20 protein-coding genes and 1 pseudogene are annotated in these 17,245 nt (G+C 63.7%); 9 read left to right on the forward strand and 12 right to left on the reverse strand.

The window, feature by feature from the left end:
* Positions 1–8 precede the first annotated feature (8 nt).
* On the forward strand, positions 9–1,511 hold the full coding sequence (gene ppx, locus ACVWVY_RS31035; protein WP_456629943.1) for an exopolyphosphatase: 1,503 nt from the start codon (positions 9–11) through the stop codon (positions 1,509–1,511).
* Positions 1,512–1,544: 33 nt separating this feature from the next.
* Here ppx and ACVWVY_RS31040 read toward each other — a convergent pair whose 3' ends face one another.
* The 3 genes from ACVWVY_RS31040 to ACVWVY_RS31050 form a co-directional block, all read right to left on the reverse strand.
* Complete coding sequence (locus ACVWVY_RS31040; protein ID WP_456629944.1) at positions 1,545–2,870, reverse strand: FAD-dependent oxidoreductase; 1,326 nt, start codon at positions 2,868–2,870, stop codon at positions 1,545–1,547.
* A 209-nt stretch (positions 2,871–3,079) separates the two neighbouring features.
* Positions 3,080–3,295 carry a hypothetical protein gene (locus ACVWVY_RS31045; RefSeq protein WP_456629945.1) on the reverse strand — a complete coding sequence of 72 codons (216 nt, stop codon included), beginning with the start codon at positions 3,293–3,295 and terminating at the stop codon, positions 3,080–3,082.
* A gap of 208 nt (positions 3,296–3,503) precedes the next feature.
* On the reverse strand, positions 3,504–4,208 hold the full coding sequence (locus tag ACVWVY_RS31050; RefSeq protein ID WP_456632350.1) for a Crp/Fnr family transcriptional regulator: 705 nt from the start codon (positions 4,206–4,208) through the stop codon (positions 3,504–3,506).
* Between the two features lie 147 nt (positions 4,209–4,355).
* On the opposite strand from ACVWVY_RS31050, the gene ACVWVY_RS31055 reads away from it, so the two are divergent.
* Positions 4,356–4,559, forward strand: a complete 204-nt coding sequence (locus ACVWVY_RS31055) for a hypothetical protein (RefSeq protein ID WP_456629946.1) — start codon at positions 4,356–4,358, stop codon at positions 4,557–4,559.
* Positions 4,560–4,612: 53 nt separating this feature from the next.
* Here ACVWVY_RS31055 and ACVWVY_RS31060 read toward each other — a convergent pair whose 3' ends face one another.
* The 5 genes from ACVWVY_RS31060 to ACVWVY_RS31080 all read right to left on the reverse strand — a co-directional run bounded on the left by ACVWVY_RS31060 (position 4,613) and on the right by ACVWVY_RS31080 (position 10,255).
* Positions 4,613–4,843 carry a DUF6894 family protein gene (locus ACVWVY_RS31060; protein ID WP_456629947.1) on the reverse strand — a complete coding sequence of 77 codons (231 nt, stop codon included), beginning with the start codon at positions 4,841–4,843 and terminating at the stop codon, positions 4,613–4,615.
* A gap of 181 nt (positions 4,844–5,024) precedes the next feature.
* A complete protein-coding gene (locus ACVWVY_RS31065) occupies positions 5,025–8,216 on the reverse strand; it encodes an efflux RND transporter permease subunit (protein WP_456629948.1) in 3,192 nt (1,063 codons plus the stop codon).
* The gene (locus ACVWVY_RS31070) at positions 8,213–9,613 is read right to left on the reverse strand and encodes an efflux RND transporter periplasmic adaptor subunit (RefSeq protein ID WP_456629949.1); all 1,401 of its coding nucleotides are present in this window, start codon (positions 9,611–9,613) and stop codon (positions 8,213–8,215) included. The genes ACVWVY_RS31065 and ACVWVY_RS31070 overlap by 4 nt, the downstream gene beginning before the upstream one ends.
* Positions 9,610–10,017 carry a FixH family protein gene (locus tag ACVWVY_RS31075; RefSeq protein WP_456629950.1) on the reverse strand — a complete coding sequence of 136 codons (408 nt, stop codon included), beginning with the start codon at positions 10,015–10,017 and terminating at the stop codon, positions 9,610–9,612. Before ACVWVY_RS31075 ends, ACVWVY_RS31070 begins: the two co-directional genes overlap by 4 nt.
* A gap of 82 nt (positions 10,018–10,099) precedes the next feature.
* On the reverse strand, positions 10,100–10,255 hold the full coding sequence (locus ACVWVY_RS31080) for a hypothetical protein (RefSeq protein ID WP_456629951.1): 156 nt from the start codon (positions 10,253–10,255) through the stop codon (positions 10,100–10,102).
* On the opposite strand from ACVWVY_RS31080, the gene ACVWVY_RS31085 reads away from it, so the two are divergent.
* Together ACVWVY_RS31085 and ACVWVY_RS31090 are read left to right on the forward strand one after the other, a co-directional pair.
* Complete coding sequence (locus ACVWVY_RS31085; RefSeq protein WP_456629952.1) at positions 10,254–10,610, forward strand: hypothetical protein; 357 nt, start codon at positions 10,254–10,256, stop codon at positions 10,608–10,610. The genes ACVWVY_RS31080 and ACVWVY_RS31085 overlap by 2 nt on opposite strands.
* A 49-nt stretch (positions 10,611–10,659) precedes the next feature.
* A complete protein-coding gene (locus ACVWVY_RS31090) occupies positions 10,660–11,064 on the forward strand; it encodes a four-helix bundle copper-binding protein (RefSeq protein ID WP_456629953.1) in 405 nt (134 codons plus the stop codon).
* A 22-nt stretch (positions 11,065–11,086) separates the two neighbouring features.
* Here ACVWVY_RS31090 and ACVWVY_RS31095 read toward each other — a convergent pair whose 3' ends face one another.
* The gene (locus ACVWVY_RS31095; RefSeq protein WP_456629954.1) at positions 11,087–11,722 is read right to left on the reverse strand and encodes a class I SAM-dependent methyltransferase; all 636 of its coding nucleotides are present in this window, start codon (positions 11,720–11,722) and stop codon (positions 11,087–11,089) included.
* Positions 11,723–12,021: 299 nt separating this feature from the next.
* Here ACVWVY_RS31095 and ACVWVY_RS31100 point away from each other — a divergent pair.
* The 5 genes and pseudogenes from ACVWVY_RS31100 (at position 12,022) to ACVWVY_RS31120 (ending at position 13,963) form a co-directional block, all read left to right on the forward strand.
* Positions 12,022–12,346 (forward strand): annotated as a pseudogene (locus ACVWVY_RS31100) (ArsR/SmtB family transcription factor).
* Positions 12,343–12,774, forward strand: coding sequence for an SRPBCC family protein (locus ACVWVY_RS31105; protein WP_456629955.1), 432 nt, complete (start codon positions 12,343–12,345; stop codon positions 12,772–12,774). Before ACVWVY_RS31100 ends, ACVWVY_RS31105 begins: the two are co-directional and overlap by 4 nt.
* 47 nt (positions 12,775–12,821) lie before the next feature.
* Entirely contained in the window at positions 12,822–13,040 is a 219-nt protein-coding gene (locus tag ACVWVY_RS31110; protein ID WP_456629956.1) for a hypothetical protein, read from the forward strand.
* Between the two features lie 12 nt (positions 13,041–13,052).
* Entirely contained in the window at positions 13,053–13,499 is a 447-nt protein-coding gene (locus tag ACVWVY_RS31115; RefSeq protein ID WP_456629957.1) for a DUF1801 domain-containing protein, read from the forward strand.
* Between the two features lie 17 nt (positions 13,500–13,516).
* Positions 13,517–13,963: a DUF1801 domain-containing protein gene (locus ACVWVY_RS31120; protein ID WP_456629958.1), complete on the forward strand. Its 447-nt coding sequence runs from the start codon at positions 13,517–13,519 to the stop codon at positions 13,961–13,963.
* A gap of 22 nt (positions 13,964–13,985) precedes the next feature.
* On the opposite strand, the gene ACVWVY_RS31125 is transcribed toward ACVWVY_RS31120, so the two are convergent.
* From ACVWVY_RS31125 to ACVWVY_RS31135, 3 genes are all read right to left on the reverse strand, one after another.
* Positions 13,986–14,981: a Bug family tripartite tricarboxylate transporter substrate binding protein gene (locus ACVWVY_RS31125; protein WP_456629959.1), complete on the reverse strand. Its 996-nt coding sequence runs from the start codon at positions 14,979–14,981 to the stop codon at positions 13,986–13,988.
* Between the two features lie 76 nt (positions 14,982–15,057).
* Entirely contained in the window at positions 15,058–16,275 is a 1,218-nt protein-coding gene (locus ACVWVY_RS31130; protein WP_456629960.1) for a CaiB/BaiF CoA transferase family protein, read from the reverse strand.
* Complete coding sequence (locus tag ACVWVY_RS31135) at positions 16,272–17,228, reverse strand: hydroxymethylglutaryl-CoA lyase (RefSeq protein WP_456629961.1); 957 nt, start codon at positions 17,226–17,228, stop codon at positions 16,272–16,274. The genes ACVWVY_RS31130 and ACVWVY_RS31135 overlap by 4 nt, the downstream gene beginning before the upstream one ends.
* Positions 17,229–17,245: the final 17 nt, after the last annotated feature.

The raw sequence follows: 17,245 nt of genomic DNA on the forward strand, positions 1-17,245 counted from the left end.
CCGCGGCTGTGAAGCGACCGCGCAAGCGCGCTTCCAGCGTCGCCGTCATCGACATCGGTTCGAACTCGGTTCGTCTCGTCGTCTATGAGACGATGGCGCGCAGCCTCGTCACCATCTTTAACGAGAAGGCGCTGTGCGGGCTCGGCCGCGAGGTGCAGAGCACCGGCCTGCTGGCCGAGGATGCGGTTGCCAAGGCGCTGACGGCGCTGCGGCGATTCCGGGCGCTGTGTCGGATCCAGCAGGTCGGGCGCGTCTTCGCCATCGCCACCGCCGCCTGCCGCGACGCCAAGAACGGCCCCGACTTCATCGCCAGGGCCGAGCGCATCTGCGGCGCGGAGATTCAAATCCTGTCGGGGCCGCGCGAGGCGAAGCTTTCCGCGCTCGGCGTCGTCTCCGGCATCCACAATCCCGACGGCATTGTCGGCGATCTCGGCGGCGGTTCGCTCGAACTGATCGACGTGCAGAAAAACAGAGTCCACAGCGGCGTCACGCTGCCGCTCGGAAGCCTGGCGCTGCAGGATCTCGCACAAAAATCGCTCAAGCGCGCCGAACGCATCGTCAACAACGATCTGTCCAACGTGGCCCAGCTCAAGGCCGCCCAAGGCCGCACCTTCTATGCGGTCGGCGGCACCTGGCGCGCGCTGGCGCGCATCCACATCGTCCAGAGCGACTATCCGCTGCGCGTGATGCATGGCTACGAGTTACCGGCCGCCGACGCGCTGGATTTCGCCCGGCGCCTGCGCCGGCTTGCGGCGGCCAACATGCTCGCCGATATCGAAGTGATCGCGGATGCACGGCGTCCGCTGCTGACCTATGCGGCGCTGGTGCTCGAATACATCATCCGCATCGGCAAGCCGAAGACGATCGTGTTCTCGACCTTCGGGGTCCGCGAAGGCCTGCTCTACGAGATGCTGCCGCCGCAGGAGCGCGCCAAGGACGGCTTCATCTGCGCCGCCCAAACCCTGAACGGGCTGCTGTCGCGTTCCGCGCGCCACGCCGAGGAACTGGTCGCATGGACCGATCGGCTGGTGCGGGTCGTGAAGCTGCGCGAGACCGCTGAAGACCGCCGCCTGCGCCACGCCGCCTGCCTGCTATCCGATGTCGGCTGGCGCGTGCATCCCGACCACCGCGGCGAGGAAACGCTGAGCCTGATCACCAACGGCAATTTTGGCTCGATCAGCCATCAGGGCCGCGCCTTTGTCGCGCTGTCGGTGTTCTATCGCTACGCCGGCTTGAGCGAGGAGAACGAACCGCCGACGCGCATCCGCGAACTGGTGCCGCCGGCGATGGACGAACGCGCCCGCGTTCTCGGCGCCGCCTTCCGCGTCGCGCATCTGATCTCGGCGGCACGCACCGGCGTGTTGCCCGCGACGCATTTCCGAACCCGCGGCCGCAAGCTGATGCTGGTGTTCGAGCATCGCATGGTCGATCTCGTCGCCGACCGTGTCGGCAGCCGCTTCAAGCAGCTGGCACGGCTGATCGGCCGCACCGGCTCGATCGTCCGGAACTGACGGACAGAAGCGCGGCCTTCCCCTCGTTATCAGTCACATCCGCGACATCACGCGCGCCGCGAGCGCTGGCTCGCGCAGCGCGGCCTGCGGCTTGAGCAGTTGCGAGACTTCCGCAGTCAGCCGGTGCACCTCGGGATCGTCAGCGGCGAGCTTGGTCAAGGCTGCACCATACTGCAGGCGCTGGGCCAGGTCGGCGGGGCGAACACCGCGCGTAGCAGGATAGACGAAATCATTGACGGCAACGCCCCACGGCGTCGCGATGGTATCCTGGATGGCCGCGAAGAAGTCACGCGCCAGCCGCTCGACGGGAACATCTTCCGCCAACAGCCGGTCCAGGATCACGGCTTCCTGTGCTGCCACGCTCATGCCCTGGCCGAAGACCGGATTGAAGCGGCAGAGGGCATCGCCTATCGCCAGCAGCCCTGCCGGGAAAGACTCCAGGCGCTCGAAATGTCGCCGTGTGCTGCAAGGCAGCTGGTAGCGGACGATATCGGTCACCGGTCGGGCGTCCCTGACCGCGTTATAGATGGTCGGGGTGCGCAGGCTCCTGACGAAATCCATGAATCCCGCGCGGTCGCCCGGAGGCGCATCGCCATGATTGCCTCCGATGGAAAGCAGCCATCGCTGCTTCTCGATCGAAAACAGGAAGGCTCCGCGGCTGCTGGCGGGTGCGGACGGCAGGATGATATTGCCCAGCCAGTCGGCATCGTGATCGATCGGGCGTTCGACAATGGTGCTCGCGTAAGCCTGATCCATGCCGATCTCGGTTTCTTCGGGCTTCGGCAGAGAAAGCTCTTCGAGCAGCTTCAGCGTCAGGCCACAGCGGCCGGAAGCATCAACAACCAGGTCGGCTTCCAGGGTCACGGCAGGCCCATCTTCGCTGTCATAACGGACCGCCTCGACCCGCATTGCATCCCGCGATGCGACAAGCCTGGTTACGCGAGCACGCTCGCAAATGTTGACATTCGGGCTCTGCTGAACGCGTCGCCGAGTAACGGCTTCGAGCAGTGGGCGCGACATGCAGAAAACGTCGATGCCGAGATCGCGAACCGGGAATGGATCGAACCCGGGGCGCTCCCACCGGATATCCTTACCCGTGCGGATCTTCACGGCGCCCGCTTCCGCCAGATCGTTCTCAAATCCCGGAAACAGGGTCTGCAGGGCCTTCAGCCCGCCCGCGAGAAGCGCATGGGCATGGTGGGCCTGCGGCGTGCCGCTTCGAGGCGCGGCCTCGGCGGGAAGCACGTCCCGCTCGATGATCGTGACTTTGCCGAAATGCCGGGAGATCGCCTGAGCGGCCGTAAGGCCGGCCATGCCGGCGCCAATAATTACAGCATGACTTCTTGCATGATCTGGCACGTCTTCCTCCCGATAGGATCGAAAACGGATCAACCGACATACGCCCGACGCAGCCGCTTCGGGTAACCAAGCTTATCTGATCTTTTTAGGGACGTTGGTGAACGGCGTCACACGTTTTGTTTCGGAGCCCACGCTCCTCCGATCCCGCAGCCGCGAGGTGATGGTGTTCGAGCACCGCGCGGTCTCTCGTCGGCGGCCGGCCAGCCAGGCTAGCGCCGAACGATCTGCAGCTCCAGCAATGCGAGCCTTTGCAGGATTTGCGGGTCGCGCTCGCCCTTGTCGGCGGCGCGCAGGATCGCTTCCGCGATACATTGAACATGGGTGGAATGGACGGGCTCGGGAAGCGACGCCACCGCCGCATCAAGCGCCTGCTCCATCAACGAGATCACCTCGGGCGGGAAGGACGCGTTGGCGAAATTCTTCATGGCGGTGGCGACAAAAAAGCGGCTGTCAATGAGCCTTGGGGGCGGGACCGCATCGGCAGCCACTTGAGTTTAACGTGTCCATCCCTTGGACCATTGCTTAATTTTCCCGAGACTGAATCGTTCCACGGGATCGACAAATACATGCACATCGTCATCGATCCCGGCGGTATCGGCGGCCGGCACTCAAAATTTCCGCTCGGATGCGGCTTCACAGCGTTGGGCTTTGATGAAGATAGCGGTCGTCGAACTGCGCCAATTGCGCAAGCTTCGCTTCGTTGAGCACGACCACGCGCCCGCGGCTGATATCGACGATTTTCGCCTCGCGCAGTTGCCTGATGATGCGATTGGCATGGACCGGCGTGATCCCCAGCGCCTCTGCAATCTGTTCCTGCGTGAGCGGCATTTCAAATGTATCCCCCGCCGTACGGCCGACGACGGCAAGGCGCTGGCGCAACTCGAGGACGGTGTGGGCGAGCCGGCTGTCCGCCGGTCGCTGGCCGACGTTGACGATCCATTGCCGGAATATTGCCGCATCGATCAGCGTGTCGCGCCAGAACTTTTCGGCGACGTTCGGCCTGGTACGCGTCAAGGCACGCAACGAGGCGTGACTGATCAAGCCAAGCGTGGACGGGATCACCGGGATGAGATCGTGATCCATCCTGTGCAGATGCAGACTCTGGAGATCCGGGATATCACCGGGGATATGGATTGAAAGAATTTGCCGCTGACCGCTGAACGTCGTCTTGGCGCGCACGCAAAACCCCTCGATCACGAGACAGCAATCCGTCGGACGATCGCCGTCGGATACGATGGGACGACCAGCCTCCCATTGCCGCACGACGATCGGCAACGCGCGGATGGCGGCAATGTCCGCCTCGTCCAATCCCGTAACGGTATCGAGCCGCCGCAACATGGCCGCCAACACCAGCTCCCGCTCCAAAGCCGCCTCTCCTTCCATTCAGACCGGAATGAAACGACGCGGACCCGAGGCCGGTTCCCAACAAAGGTTAAGGATGCGCCCGCCGCAACATGAAAGGATCAGGCCAGCAAGGAGATCCACATGAAGAAAACGCGCAATCGGAGCCGCCCGGCGCTTCCACTCCAGGAACGGCTCAACCAGCTTGCCTTTCACGCCCGCGAAAAAGCAGCTTGCCTGCCACCAGGGCGCGAGCGAGAGCGTCTGATGGAGGTGGCGGTTGCAAACGAAGCCGCGGCCGTCATTGACCGCTGGCTCGCATCGCCGGGCTTGCGTACTCCCAAATAGGTCGACAAATCGTCCGCCGGTCCCAACCTGACCTTGTGGTCGGGACCACGGCCTTACTTGAGCTGGTCGGCGCTGACGTGAATGACGTAGAGCGGATTTGCGAATTCGTCGGTTACTTCCAGGCGCCAGTCCTGGCCCGGGCGCAACCTGCCGTCGAGGTCCTGGATGATCTGTCCCGCAGTCACCGTGGCTTCATGCCACGCCGCTTGCGCGTCCGGCAATTCCTCGCCCTCCTCGTCCAGTTCGGGCCGGTCGTGATAAACATTGAAAAAGTAGCGCGGCATGTCGACCTTTCCTAATGATGGGCGGTCTTTTTCAGAGCCCGGGCGCCGTTAACGGCCTTCTCCGTCTCGACTGCCGTACCAGGAAAGGAAGTCGAAACCCTCGCCAAATGTTCCAATGGGGAACAGAGCGCGCGGCTGCCGTCGAGGGCCGCGAGCGGTTGCTGCATTCCGGTGGCTTATCTTATCCGGCGAGCTCCGCAATACGTTGGGTTTCCTTCGATTGCTTCGCAATCACCGCCGTGCGCTGACTTTGTTCGGGGTCGCCGGGCAATCCAAGACCTTTGAGGAGGCCGAACACGGCAGGGATCACGATCAGCGTCAGCAGTGTCGAGGAGATCATGCCGCCGATCATCGGCACGGCGATGCGCTGCATGATCTCCGAGCCGGTGCCGGTGCTCCACATGATCGGCAGCAGTCCGGCCATGATGGCGACCACCGTCATCATCTTCGGACGCACCCGCTCCACCGCGCCTTCCATGATGGCGTCGTAAAGGTCGCTCCGCGTCAGCGCGCCGCCTTCGGCCGCCCTGCGCGCCCGCCGCTCATCCAGCGCCTGGTTGAGGTAGATCAACATCACCACGCCGGTCTCGGCGGCGACGCCCGCCAGCGCGATGAAGCCGACCACGACGGCGACCGACAGGTTGAAGCCGAGCCACCACATCAGCCAGAGACCGCCGACCAGCGCGAACGGCAGCGACAGCATCACGATTAGCGTTTCCGTCAGCGAGCGGAAATTGAGATAGAGCAAGAGGAAGATGATCGCGAGCGTCACCGGCACCACGATCTTGAGCCGCGCCGCCGCCCGCTCCAGATACTCATACTGCCCGCTCCACATCAAATAGGCGCCGGGTGGAAACTGGATGCTGGCTTTGACGGCACCTTGCGCATCGGCGACGTAACCGCCGATGTCGCGATCCCTGATATCGACATAGACGTAGACCGCGAGCTGGCCGTTCTCGGTCCGGATCGAGGTCGGCCCGCGCGCCGGCGCGATTTTTGCGACCTCCCCCAGCGGTACCGCGCCGCCGGCCGGCATCGGCACCAGGACGTCCCGGGCGATCGTCTGCGGGTCACTGCGCAGGTCGCGGGGATAGCGCATGTTGACGGAAAAGCGCTGGCGGCCCTCGACCGTGGTCGTCACGGTTTGCCCGCCGAGCGCGGTCGCGATGACGTCCTGCACGTCCTGGATCATGATGCCGTAGCGCGCGAGCGCCGCGCGGTCGGGAACGATATCGAGGTAGTAGCCGCCGATGCCACGCTCGGCATAAGCCGATGACGTCCCCGGCACCGTCCGCAGCACCTGCTCGACCTGTTTGGCCAAACGGTCGATCTCGACCAGGTCAGTACCGATCACCTTGACGCCGATTGGCGTGCGTATCCCCGTCGAAAGCATGTCGATGCGGGCCTTGATCGGCTGGGTCCAGGCATTCGATACGCCGGGAAACTGCAGCGCCTTGTCCATTTCGGCTGTGAGCCCCTCGGGCGTCAGCCCTGCCCGCCATTCGGCCTTCGGTTTCAGGTTGATGATGGTTTCGAACATCTCGGTCGGCGCCGGATCGGTCGCGGTCGCGGCGCGGCCGGCCTTGCCGTAAACCGACGCCACTTCGGGAAAGCTCCGGATGATCCGGTCCTGCATCTGCAGCAATTCAGCTGCCTTGGTGACGGAAAGTCCGGGCAGCGTGGTCGGCATGTAGAGCAGCGTGCCCTCGTTCAGATTGGGCATGAACTCGGTGCCGAGTTGTCGAGCCGGCCACACCGTGACGGCAAGAATGCCGACCGCGATCAGGATCACGAGGATTTTGGCGCGCATCACCGCCTTGATGACGGGCCGATAGATCCAGATCAGGAAACGGTTGATCGGATTCCTGTGCTCCGGAATGATCTTGCCGCGCACGAACACCACCATCAGCGCCGGCACCAACGTGACAGAAAGGACCGCCGCCGCCGCCATCGCAAACGTCTTGGTGAAGGCGAGCGGGCTGAACAGACGACCCTCCTGCGCCTCCAGCGTGAAGATCGGCATGAACGAGACGGTGATGATCAACAGGCTGAAGAACAGCGCCGGGCCGACCTGCGCCGCCGCCTCGATCAGGATTTTCACGCGGGATTGCCCGGCCTCCGCCCGTTCGAGATGCTTGTGGGCATTCTCGATCATGACGATCGCCGCATCCACCATGGCGCCGATCGCGATCGCGATGCCGCCGAGGCTCATAATGTTGGAGCCGAGCCCCAACAGCTTCATCGCCCCGAACGCCATCAGCACACCGACCGGCAGCATCAAAATGGCGACCAGCGCGCTGCGGACGTGCAGCAGGAACACGATGCACACCAATGCAACGATGATGCACTCCTCCAGCAACGTGTTCTTGAGCGTGTCGATGGCGGCGTTGATAAGGTTGGAGCGGTCATAGACCGGCACGATCTCGACCGATTTCGGCAAACTGCTCGCGATCTCCGCAAACCGTTTCTTGACGTTTTGAATCACGTCCAGCGCATTGACGCCAAAACGCTGCAGCACGATGCCGCTGGCGACCTCGCCCTCGCCGTTGAGCTCGGTAATGCCGCGGCGCTCGTCCGGCCCCAGTTCGACGCGGGCGATATCCCTGAGCAACACCGGCGTGCCGTTACTGCTCTTCAGAACAATGTTGCCGAGGTCGTTGATCCCCTTCAGATAGCCCTTGCCACGGATGACATATTCGAACTCGGACAGTTCGACGGTACGGCCGCCGACATCGGCATTGCTGGCGCGGATCGCATCGCGCATCTTTGGCATGGTGATGCCGAGATCGCGCATCCGCTGCGGATCGAGCACGACGTTGTATTGCCGCACGAAGCCACCGACGCTGGCGACCTCGGCGACGCCCTCCGCCTTGGCCAGCGCAAATTTCAGGTTCCAGTCCTGGATGGCGCGGGTGTCTGCGAGATTCAGCTCCTTCGACATCACGGCATATTGGTAGACCCAGCCCACGCCGGTGGCATCGGGGCCCATGGTCGGCGTCACGCCGGCGGGCAGCCGCGAGGCCGCGCTGTTGAGAAACTCCAGCACGCGGGAGCGCGCCCAATAGATGTCAGTGCCATCTTCGAAGATGACATAGACGAACGACACGCCGAAGAACGAGAACCCGCGCACGACCTTCGAGCGGGGCACCGTGAGCATGGCCGTGGTCAGGGGATAGGTGACCTGATCCTCGATCACCTGCGGCGCCTGCCCCGGATATTCCGTGTAGACGATCACCTGCGTATCCGAGAGATCAGGAATGGCGTCGAGCGGCAGGTGCGCCAACGCATAGAGGCCAGCGGCGGCGGCGAAGGTGGTGCCGAAGAACACCAGCAGCAGGTTGCGCGCCGACCACGCGATGAGGCGGGCGATCATGGCTGGGTCCCTTCCGCAAATCCCTTCAGCGCCGCCTTGAGATTGCTTTCGGCATCGATCAGGAAATTGGCTGATGTCACCACCGGATCATTCTCGGCGAGGCCCTCGCGGACCTCGACATAGCCCTCGCCGCGATGGCCGAGCTTGACCTCGCGCGGCTCGAACCGCCCTTCCCCCCTGTCCACCAGCACGGCCTGCCGGCTGCCGCTGTCCAGTACGGCGCTTTCGGGAATCGCGAGCACGGAATCCGCGCTGCCGGTCTCGATCTCGGCATCGACATACATGTCGTGGATCAGCAACACCTCCGGATTGGGCAATTCGACGCGCACCCGCGCCGTTCGCGTCTCCTTGGTGATCTGCGGATAGATCACGTTGATCTTTCCCGCAAACTCCCGCCCGGGGAAACTTCGCGCGCGCACGATCGTGCGTTGGCCCGCAGCCATCGCCCCCAGATCGCGCTCGGCGACATCGATGATCGCCCACACCACCCTGTGATCGGCGATCCGAAACAGGGTCTCGCCGGGTTGCGCGCGCATGCCTTCGGTCACGTTGCGTTCGAGAACGATGCCGTCGCGTGGCGACGTCCATTCGATTCCGATCGGAACGTTGCGCCCTTTCTCCATGGCGGCGATGGCGGCTTCGGGCACGTCGAGATTCATCAGTCGCTGGCGCGAGCCCCTGCCGTAGGGCCCGTCGCCGCCGGTGACCTTGGAATTGAGCGTCGAGATGTATTCCGCGGCCGCCGACGAGATTGCCGGACTGTAGATTTCCATCAGCGGCTGTCCCTTGACGACATGCGTGCCGGTGGTGACGTCGGCGACCTTCTGGACATAGCTCTCGGAGCGCATCGCGATCACAGAGACGCGGCGCTCGTCGAGCTGAATGGTGCCGGGGGCGCGGACCGTGGTGCGGATCACACGCCGGGTAGCCGGTTCCGATTTGACGCCGGTACGCTGGATCTTGCCCGGCGACAGCTTGACCGATCCGTCGTCGCTGTCCTCCCCTTCGTAGACGGGGATGTAATCCATCCCCATCGCGTCCTTCTTGGGCGTCGGCGAGACGTCCGGCAGGCCCATCGGATTGCGGTAATACTTGATCTTGCGATCCGCAGGCGGCGCAGCCGCCACATCCGCCGGATCGTCGAAACTGACGTCGGCCCCGGCAGGAACGGCGCGGTAGTCGCGGCCATCAGGCGTCTTCTTCGGCGTCAGCGAATAGAAGGGCTTGCCGTCCGGATCCTGATAGTAGATCGCAGCACCCGGTTCGGCGCGCGCCCGCTCCATGACGTGTGCGTGCTTCGTCTCGCTGCTCGGCCAGAGATACGGACGCGAGAGGACGCCTGCGACCGTCGCAACCGTGACGGCAGCGGCGATTCCAATCAGAACCGACCGTTTCATTGGTCGGCCTGGATGACGAGCTTGTTTTCGACCGTGCCGGTTTCACCCTGCACCTTGGCGCCGAGTGACAACTGCCACCGGCCGGCCATGCCGAACGTGGCCCTGAACTTGTACGTGCCGGGCTCAGCTCCCGGAACCGGTTCGATCTTGGTGACCATCTCCTGCATGGCATCCGGAGCCATGTCGAGGCGCGTGGCGAAAATGACCGCATCCGGAACCGGCTTGCCCGTCGTCTTGTCGACGAGCCTCACGGCGATGGTCTTGTCGGGACCGGCCTTGACGGTCGGTTCGACGAGTTTGAATTCGTAATTCTTGATATCGGCGAACGCGACGGTAGCGCCGCACGTCAAGGCAGCGCCGGTCAGCGCAAGCCGCAGGCTGCGCGAAAACTGATTGGCCTTCATGGAGATAACCCTCGATCTTCTGGTCAGCTGCGAACGCAGCATGGGCGCGTACGCCACCAAGCGCCGCGCGCGAATTTCGGCGTTACGCCGAACGGACCAGGGATCGGGGAGGTTTTGGAGGGGGTGAGTACGCGACGCTTTCCACTTCGGGATCGCTGCCGGGAAGCAGCATTCGAAGCGTAACCGGCTGGATTTCGGCAACGCCGGCCGAGGGCTGCGCCTGCAACGTCTTGGCCATGCAGATCGCCATCAGCGGGCAATCGGCGCAATCCATCGGCAACGATTTCTCCGGGCAGCACGGCATGTCTTCGGACACGGACGCTGCTTCGTCGGCCATGGCGGCCATGGCCATCGATGCCGTTGGATTCGCGTTCGCCCGCGCCGCGAGCGGGGCAAATACGAGGCCAGCGATCAAAAAGACCGCCACCAGCCGGCAAAGGTGGATCGAACGTTTCACGGGGGGGGTTTCGCATGATCCGGCCCATGATGGGAAGCTAGGTTCCATCACGAAAGCGGATTATGTTAACGGAACCCGCCGGATGGACGCCGGAATATTGCCGAAACCCAGAACATTTTCGCTGGCTGCGGCTTAAAATGAGCGGCCGCCGCGTCTGCGGCCGGCCTTCAAGCAAGGAGCCCACCATGCACGCCCGCGAAATGATCGGCACCCACCCGGCCGCCCAGGGCCAGATCAACGACGCCCTGATCCGCTGCATCGAGGAATGTTACTCCTGCGCCCAGACCTGCACCTCCTGTGCCGACGCCTGCCTGTCGGAGCGCATGGTGCAGGAGCTGACCCAGTGCATCCGCGTGGATCTTGATTGCGCCGACATCTGCAACATCACCGGCCGCATCATGACCCGCAGGACCGGTTCCGACGACGAAGTGATGCGCCGCATGCTCAGCGTCTGTGCTGCCGCCTGCCGGCTTTGCGCGGAGGAGTGCCAGAAGCACGCATCCATGCATGAGCATTGCCGCATCTGTGCGGAAAGCTGCCGCCGCTGCATGGAGGCCTGCCAGGAACTGGCCCGCGGCATGGCGCATTAGCCGCGCCGCTCGTGGGCCCGGATCAGCCCTCGCGCCGGAACACGCTGAACTGGAAGGCCTGCCCTGAGCCCCAAGGCGTCGCATGCCGGTGCCGCTCAGTATGGACCAGCCAGAACGCTGCGCCGAGCGTCTGGCCGAGGCTCGCGCTGTCGTAGCGCGCGACCGGCAGGCCGCTGCACTTTTCAGGCCCGTCGGGCGCGAAAGTAGCGATGATGGCGTGACCGCCGATCCTGAGGCCACGCCCAAGGCGGGCGATGTAGGCGGCGCGATCGTTCGCATCCGTGAGAAAGTGGAACGCCGCCCGGTCGTGCCAGATGTCGTAGACCCTCGCCGGCTCCCATGTCGTCGCATCAGCAATGATCCAGTTGACGCTCTCTGCGCCGGCGCCAAGATGGCTTTCAAGGCGGCTCTTAGCGGCAGCCAATGCTGCGCCCGACACATCGAGCACGGTGACATCTTCAAACCCCTGCTCAACGAGACAGTCGACCAGCCGCGAAGCGCCGCCGCCGATGTCGATGATGGCGGACTCACTCGTTGCACCCGTTTGCACGATCAAGTCGAGCGAAGGCGCCGGGCTTTGCTGAAACCAGCTGACCTCGGTCTCGCGCTTCGTCGTGTAGACGTTTTCCCAATGGGCCTGACGATTGGCATCTCCCATAGGCCTCACCTCCCTGCCCCATACATGGTCGTTTCTGCCGCCTTCGACAACGAGCCAACGACCATGCCGTCGACGCCCGTGGCCTGCGGCTCTGCACGGCGGCCGGGCCAGATGATGCATAACCATCGGAGTATGATTTCGGCCCGGGATAGCCAGACTATTGCGACATCGCGGCCCCGCGCGATGGCGACCGCCGGCTTCCTCGAGCAAGCCTACTAGGCCGCTCCAAATTCCTGCTTGACTAATGCATATCTCCGCGGTTATGGATCAACCAATAACCCAAAGGTTATCGATCCCAGATGCCAACTGCCCACGATGTACTCTTCAAAACACTTGCCGATCCGACCCGTCGGGCGATCTTCGAGCGGCTGTGCCGCGAAGGAGAGCAGACGGTGGGGGCGCTTACGGCGCGGGCCGGGATCTCGCAACCGGCCGTTTCAAAACATCTCGGCGTTCTCAAGCAGGCCGGTGCTGGTGCGCGACCGCCACGAAGGCCGACAGACGCACTATAGCGCGCAGCTCGGCGCCCTGGCCCCGCTGATCGACTGGACGAGCGAGATGGCCGGATTCTGGCAGAGAAAATTCGACGATCTCGAAGACCTGCTCAAACGGATGGACCAATGACCAATACAGCGACTGAAACACGCACCGTCGTCGTCGAACGGGAGATGCCGCATCCGCCGGAAAAGCTCTGGCGCGCGCTCACGCAACCGCATTTGATGGAGGAATGGCTGATGAAGAACGACTTCAAGCCGGTCGTGGGCCACCATTTCAATCTTCGCGGCGACTGGGGCGGCGTGCTGGACTGCGAGGTCCTCGCTATCGAGCCGAACAAGGCGCTCTCCTACACCTGGAATTTCAAGCACGCGGATGCGGCGTTCGATCTGCAGAGCGTGGTGACGTTTACGCTCACGCCAACGCGCACGGGGACCCTGCTGCGCATGGAGCAATCGGGCTTCCGGCCGGATCAGAAGCAGGCCTTTGGCGGCGCCAAGGTCGGATGGCAGCAGTTCTTTGCGAAGCTGGATGAGGTCCTGGCGCGGGCGGATTGAAATCCGCCGCGTCGCGCTTCGCTTGTTTCAAATCAAAGGAGGTCTCATTGAACTGGAATATGTCCATCCGGCAGATCCATCGCTGGCTGTCGATCGTCTTTACGGCGACCGTCATCGCCAACTTCGTCGCCATGGGATTGGGGGAACCTCCGGCCCTGGTCGTCTACTCGCCACTGCTCCCGCTGTTTTTGCTCCTGTTCACGGGTCTATACATGTTCGCGCTGCCCTATGCCGCCAAGTTGCGCGGCGCGGGAGGCGCCGGATAGGAGCGAACCGCAATGGCCAAGGTGAAGTCGGCGAAGGTCGCAAAGAAGGCCGCCGCAAAGCCGGTCCTGCTCTCAGGCGGCAATCCCCAGATCGCGAAGGGGGACGGCGACGCACCCGTGCAGGCCTTCATCGCGGCCATGCCGGGCTGGAAACGCGATGTCGGGCACCATCTTGATGCCCTCATCGCGCGCACCGTCCCCGGCGTGAGCAAGGCCGTGAAATGGAATTCCCCCTTCTATGGCGTTGGAGACCAAGGCTGGTTCCTCAGCTTTCACTGCTTCACGAAGTACGTCAAAGTGGCTTTCTTCCGCGGCTCGTCGCTGCACCCTCTCCCTCCCGGCGCGTCCAAGGGCAAGGACACCCGCTACCTCGACATTCACGAGGACGACCAGCTCGATGAAGCGCAGCTTGCCGCCTGGGTAAAGCAAGCCAGCCAATTGCCCGGCGAACGAATGTGAGCGGAGCGACAACAGCCATGAAGAAAGCGACAAGCATGAAGAAGACCGGCGCGAAGGAAGCAAAAGCAGGAGACTCTCCCTCCCGGCACATCGATGCGAGGATCAAGGAGCTGGGCGATTGGCGCGGCGAGACGCTGGCGCGCATCAGGGGCATCATCAAGCAGGCCGTCCCCGACGTGGTCGAGGAGTGGAAGTGGCGGGGCGTTCCGGTGTGGGAGCACGACGGCATCATCTGCACCGGCGAGACGTACAAGGCTGTCGTCAAGATGACCTTCGCCAGAGGCGCCGCGCTGGACGATCCGACAGACCTCTTCAACTCAAGCCTCGAAGGCAACACCAGGCGCGCGATCGATTTCCATCACGGCGACAAGATCGATGAAAAGGCGTTGAAGGCGCTCATTCGCGAGGCCGCGGCATTGAACGTTTCGGCGCGCGCTGCCCGGAAGAAACCAAAAAGCGCCTGAGGAGACGACGGCGCTTCCTCGCTCACTCGCCGGTAATGCCGAGCGCGCGGACAAGCTCACCGCGCGCCTGATAGTCCACCTCGATCTGGCGCCTGAAATCGTCAGGCGTACCGCCGACGGCGACCATGCCCTGCTTGTCCAGCCAGGCCCGCATCGAATCCGACGCAAGTATCTGGTTCACTTCCTTGTTCAAGGTAGCGATCACCGGCCTGGGCGTGTTCCTCTGGAGCATGAATCCGATATAGCTGACGATCTTGAACTCGGGAAAAGTTTCGCTGATCGCCGGCACGTCGGGAAGCAACGGGTAGCGCTTTTCCGACGTGACGCCGAGCAGCTTGATCTTGCCCGCCGCAGCCAGCGGCTCGACCGCCGTGGGTGCACCGAACAGCAGCGGGATCTGCCCGCCCAGCAGATCGTTCACCGAGGCCGCCGTCCCCTTGTAGGGAATGTGGGTCATGGTGAAGCCGCCGTATTTCTGCAGCATCTCGCCTGCGAGGCGGTGCGGCGTGGAGCTGCCCGAGCTCCCGAAACTCAAATTCTGCGTCTTTTGCTTGCCCAGCGCGACGAGCTCAGCCACCGAATTCGCCGGCACATTGTTGGCCGCCGCAAGCAGCAGCGGCGACCATGCGACGTTGATGACCGGCTCCATCGCCTTCGAAAGGTCGAAATGGTTGCTTGTGGCGAGGTGCGGATCGATGGTGACCATCGCATCCGTCACCATGAGAATGGTGTATCCGTCAGGCTCGGCGCGCGCGGCCGCCTGGGCCGCGATCATGCCGTTGGCCCCCGTCTTGTTCTCGATGACGACGGATACTTTGAGGGTCTCGCCGAGTTGCTTGCCTACGATCCGGGCCAACGCGTCGGCCTGCCCTCCCGCGGAATAGCCGACCAGCATCGTGATCGATCGCGACGGATATGGTTGCGCCTTTGCAGGCAACGCGACCGCGCCCAGTGCAAGCGCCGCGGTCGCCACGCCGAGGATGTGAGCCCTCGCTCGAACCAGTTTGCCGGACATCATGCTCCGCCTCCTCCCTGACCATGTTGCGTTGCGCGAGGCGGCTGGACCGCTCTTGTTCGCTTCTTCTTGTTCGCTTCTATGCCGGCACGCTCGCAGCCTCGCCCAATACGCCCGCCGCGCGCAGTTCGATGATTTCCTGCTCCGAATATCCGGCTGCGCTCAGAATCTCGCGCGAGTGTTCGCCGACCTTTGGTGGCTGGCGGTCGAGACTTGCGCGTTCGCGCCCGTCGCCGAACTCCACCGGAAGCGCGGGGATTCCGACCAGCGGTCCGCCGCCCAGTCCGGATACGGCCGTCGCAAGCAGGCCGCCATGGGCCAGCAGATGCGGATCACCAGACAATTCATCGGGCCGTCCGACGCGCGAATAGGCTACCCGCGCCGCCTCGCACTTTTCAAGGATTTCATCGAGCGGCAATTTCGTGATCCGCCGCTCCAGCTCGGGCAGCATCCACTCGCGCGCCTCGCAACGATTGGCATTCCCCGCAAGCCGCGGATCGTCGCGCCAGTCGTCGAATCCAAAAGCTTCGCAGAAGCGTTGCCAATGTCCGTCCGACGTGCAGCCGATGAAAACCTGGCCACCGTCGGAAGCGGTGAAGACGTCGTATACGCCCCAGGCATTCTTGCGGGCCGGCATCGGCGGCAGCGGTCCGCCGATCACGGCGCTGCCGACCACCAACGCACCGAGCATGAACGTCGCGCTTTCAAACAGCGAACTGGCGACCTTCTGCCCGATGCCGGTGGCGTCGCGCTCTCGAAGCGCTGATAGTGCTGCCACCACGCCGAACACGCCGCCGAGAATGTCGATGACAGGGGCGCCGGCGCGCAACGGCCGGCCCGGCGGCCCGGTCATATAGGCGAGCCCGGACTGCATCTGCACCACCTCGTCGAGCGCGCCGCGGTTCTCGTATGGTCCTTTGAGGAAACCCTTCATCGAGAGGTAGACGAGGCGCGGGTTGATCTGGCGCAGATCCTCCCAACTGCATTTCAGCCGTTCGATGGTGCCCGGGCCAAAATTCTCCAGTACGACATCGGCATCCTTGACCAGCCGATGCACGATCGCCTGTCCCTCTGATCGTTTCAAGTCGATGGCGATCGAGCGCTTGTTTCGGTTGTAGGTCGCGAAGAATCCGGCGGCGAAACCCGGCAATCGCCGCGTCGGATCGCCGTCGACCGGCTCGATCTTCACCACGTCGGCGCCGAGATCGGCAAACACGACGCCGGCGCACGGCCCCATGATGGTGTGACCGAAATCGAGCACCTTCAGCCCCGCGAGCGGCTTGGAAGAAGTCGTCATGCAGCCCGTCTCCTGAATGCGGCGAGCGTTCCCGATCGCAATGCAGCGCTCGGCAGCCGGTGCCCGACGATCCGCTCGGCAAGCCGCCCGGCCTCGATCAGCGCCTCGATGTTGAGGCCGGTCGCGATACCCATCTCCTCGCAGAGCAGCGCGAGTTCTTCGGTGGCGATGTTGCCGGGCGCGCCTGGCTGGCCGGCAAACGGACAGCCGCCGAGCCCTGCCACCGCGGCATCGAACGCGATCACTCCGAGCCGCAGGCCCTCATAGGCGCAGGCGATGCCCTGCCCGCGCGTGTCGTGCAGATGAAGCGCGATCCGCAAATCGCTCCAGCGGTCGCGAACGGCGTCGACCGCGGCCGCTACTCGGACGGGCGTTGCCCAGCCCATGGAATCCGCCAGCGTAACGTCTTGCACCGCCACGCCGGCCTCGCGCGCGATGGCAAGTGCGTCTGCGACCGTCTCGACGACCTGCGCCGGCGCGATGTCTCCCGCGAAGTTGCAGCCGAAGGCGGCCATCACGATGATCTTGCTGATCGGCACGCCCGCTTCCCGGTGCGCGCGCAAGTTTTTGCGCATCGCCTCGATCTGTCCGGCGCGGTCGCGATTGAGGTTCCTGATCGCGAAAGGCTCGGATGCGCTCAGCGAAATGAAACCGGCAAGAGTGAGCTTCCCCCTGAACGCAAGCGCGCGCTGCAATCCGCTCTCGTTGAACCACAGCGCGGAGTATTCGACGCCTTCACGCTGGGTGAACCCTTCGATGACCGCTTCAGCATCGGCCCAACCCGGAACATGCTTGGGATTGACGAAAGAGCCGACCTGAATCCTGCGAAGCCCGCACATGGAAAGCGCATCGATCAGCGCGATCTTGTCGGCGGTCGCGATCGGGCCTTTTTCGATCTGAAAACCTTCGCGAGGCCCCTCCTCGCTAATGACGACGCTATCCGGCAGGTCCATGCGCCGAGCTCCCCGGG

Source organism: Bradyrhizobium sp. URHC0002, from assembly GCF_054059515.1.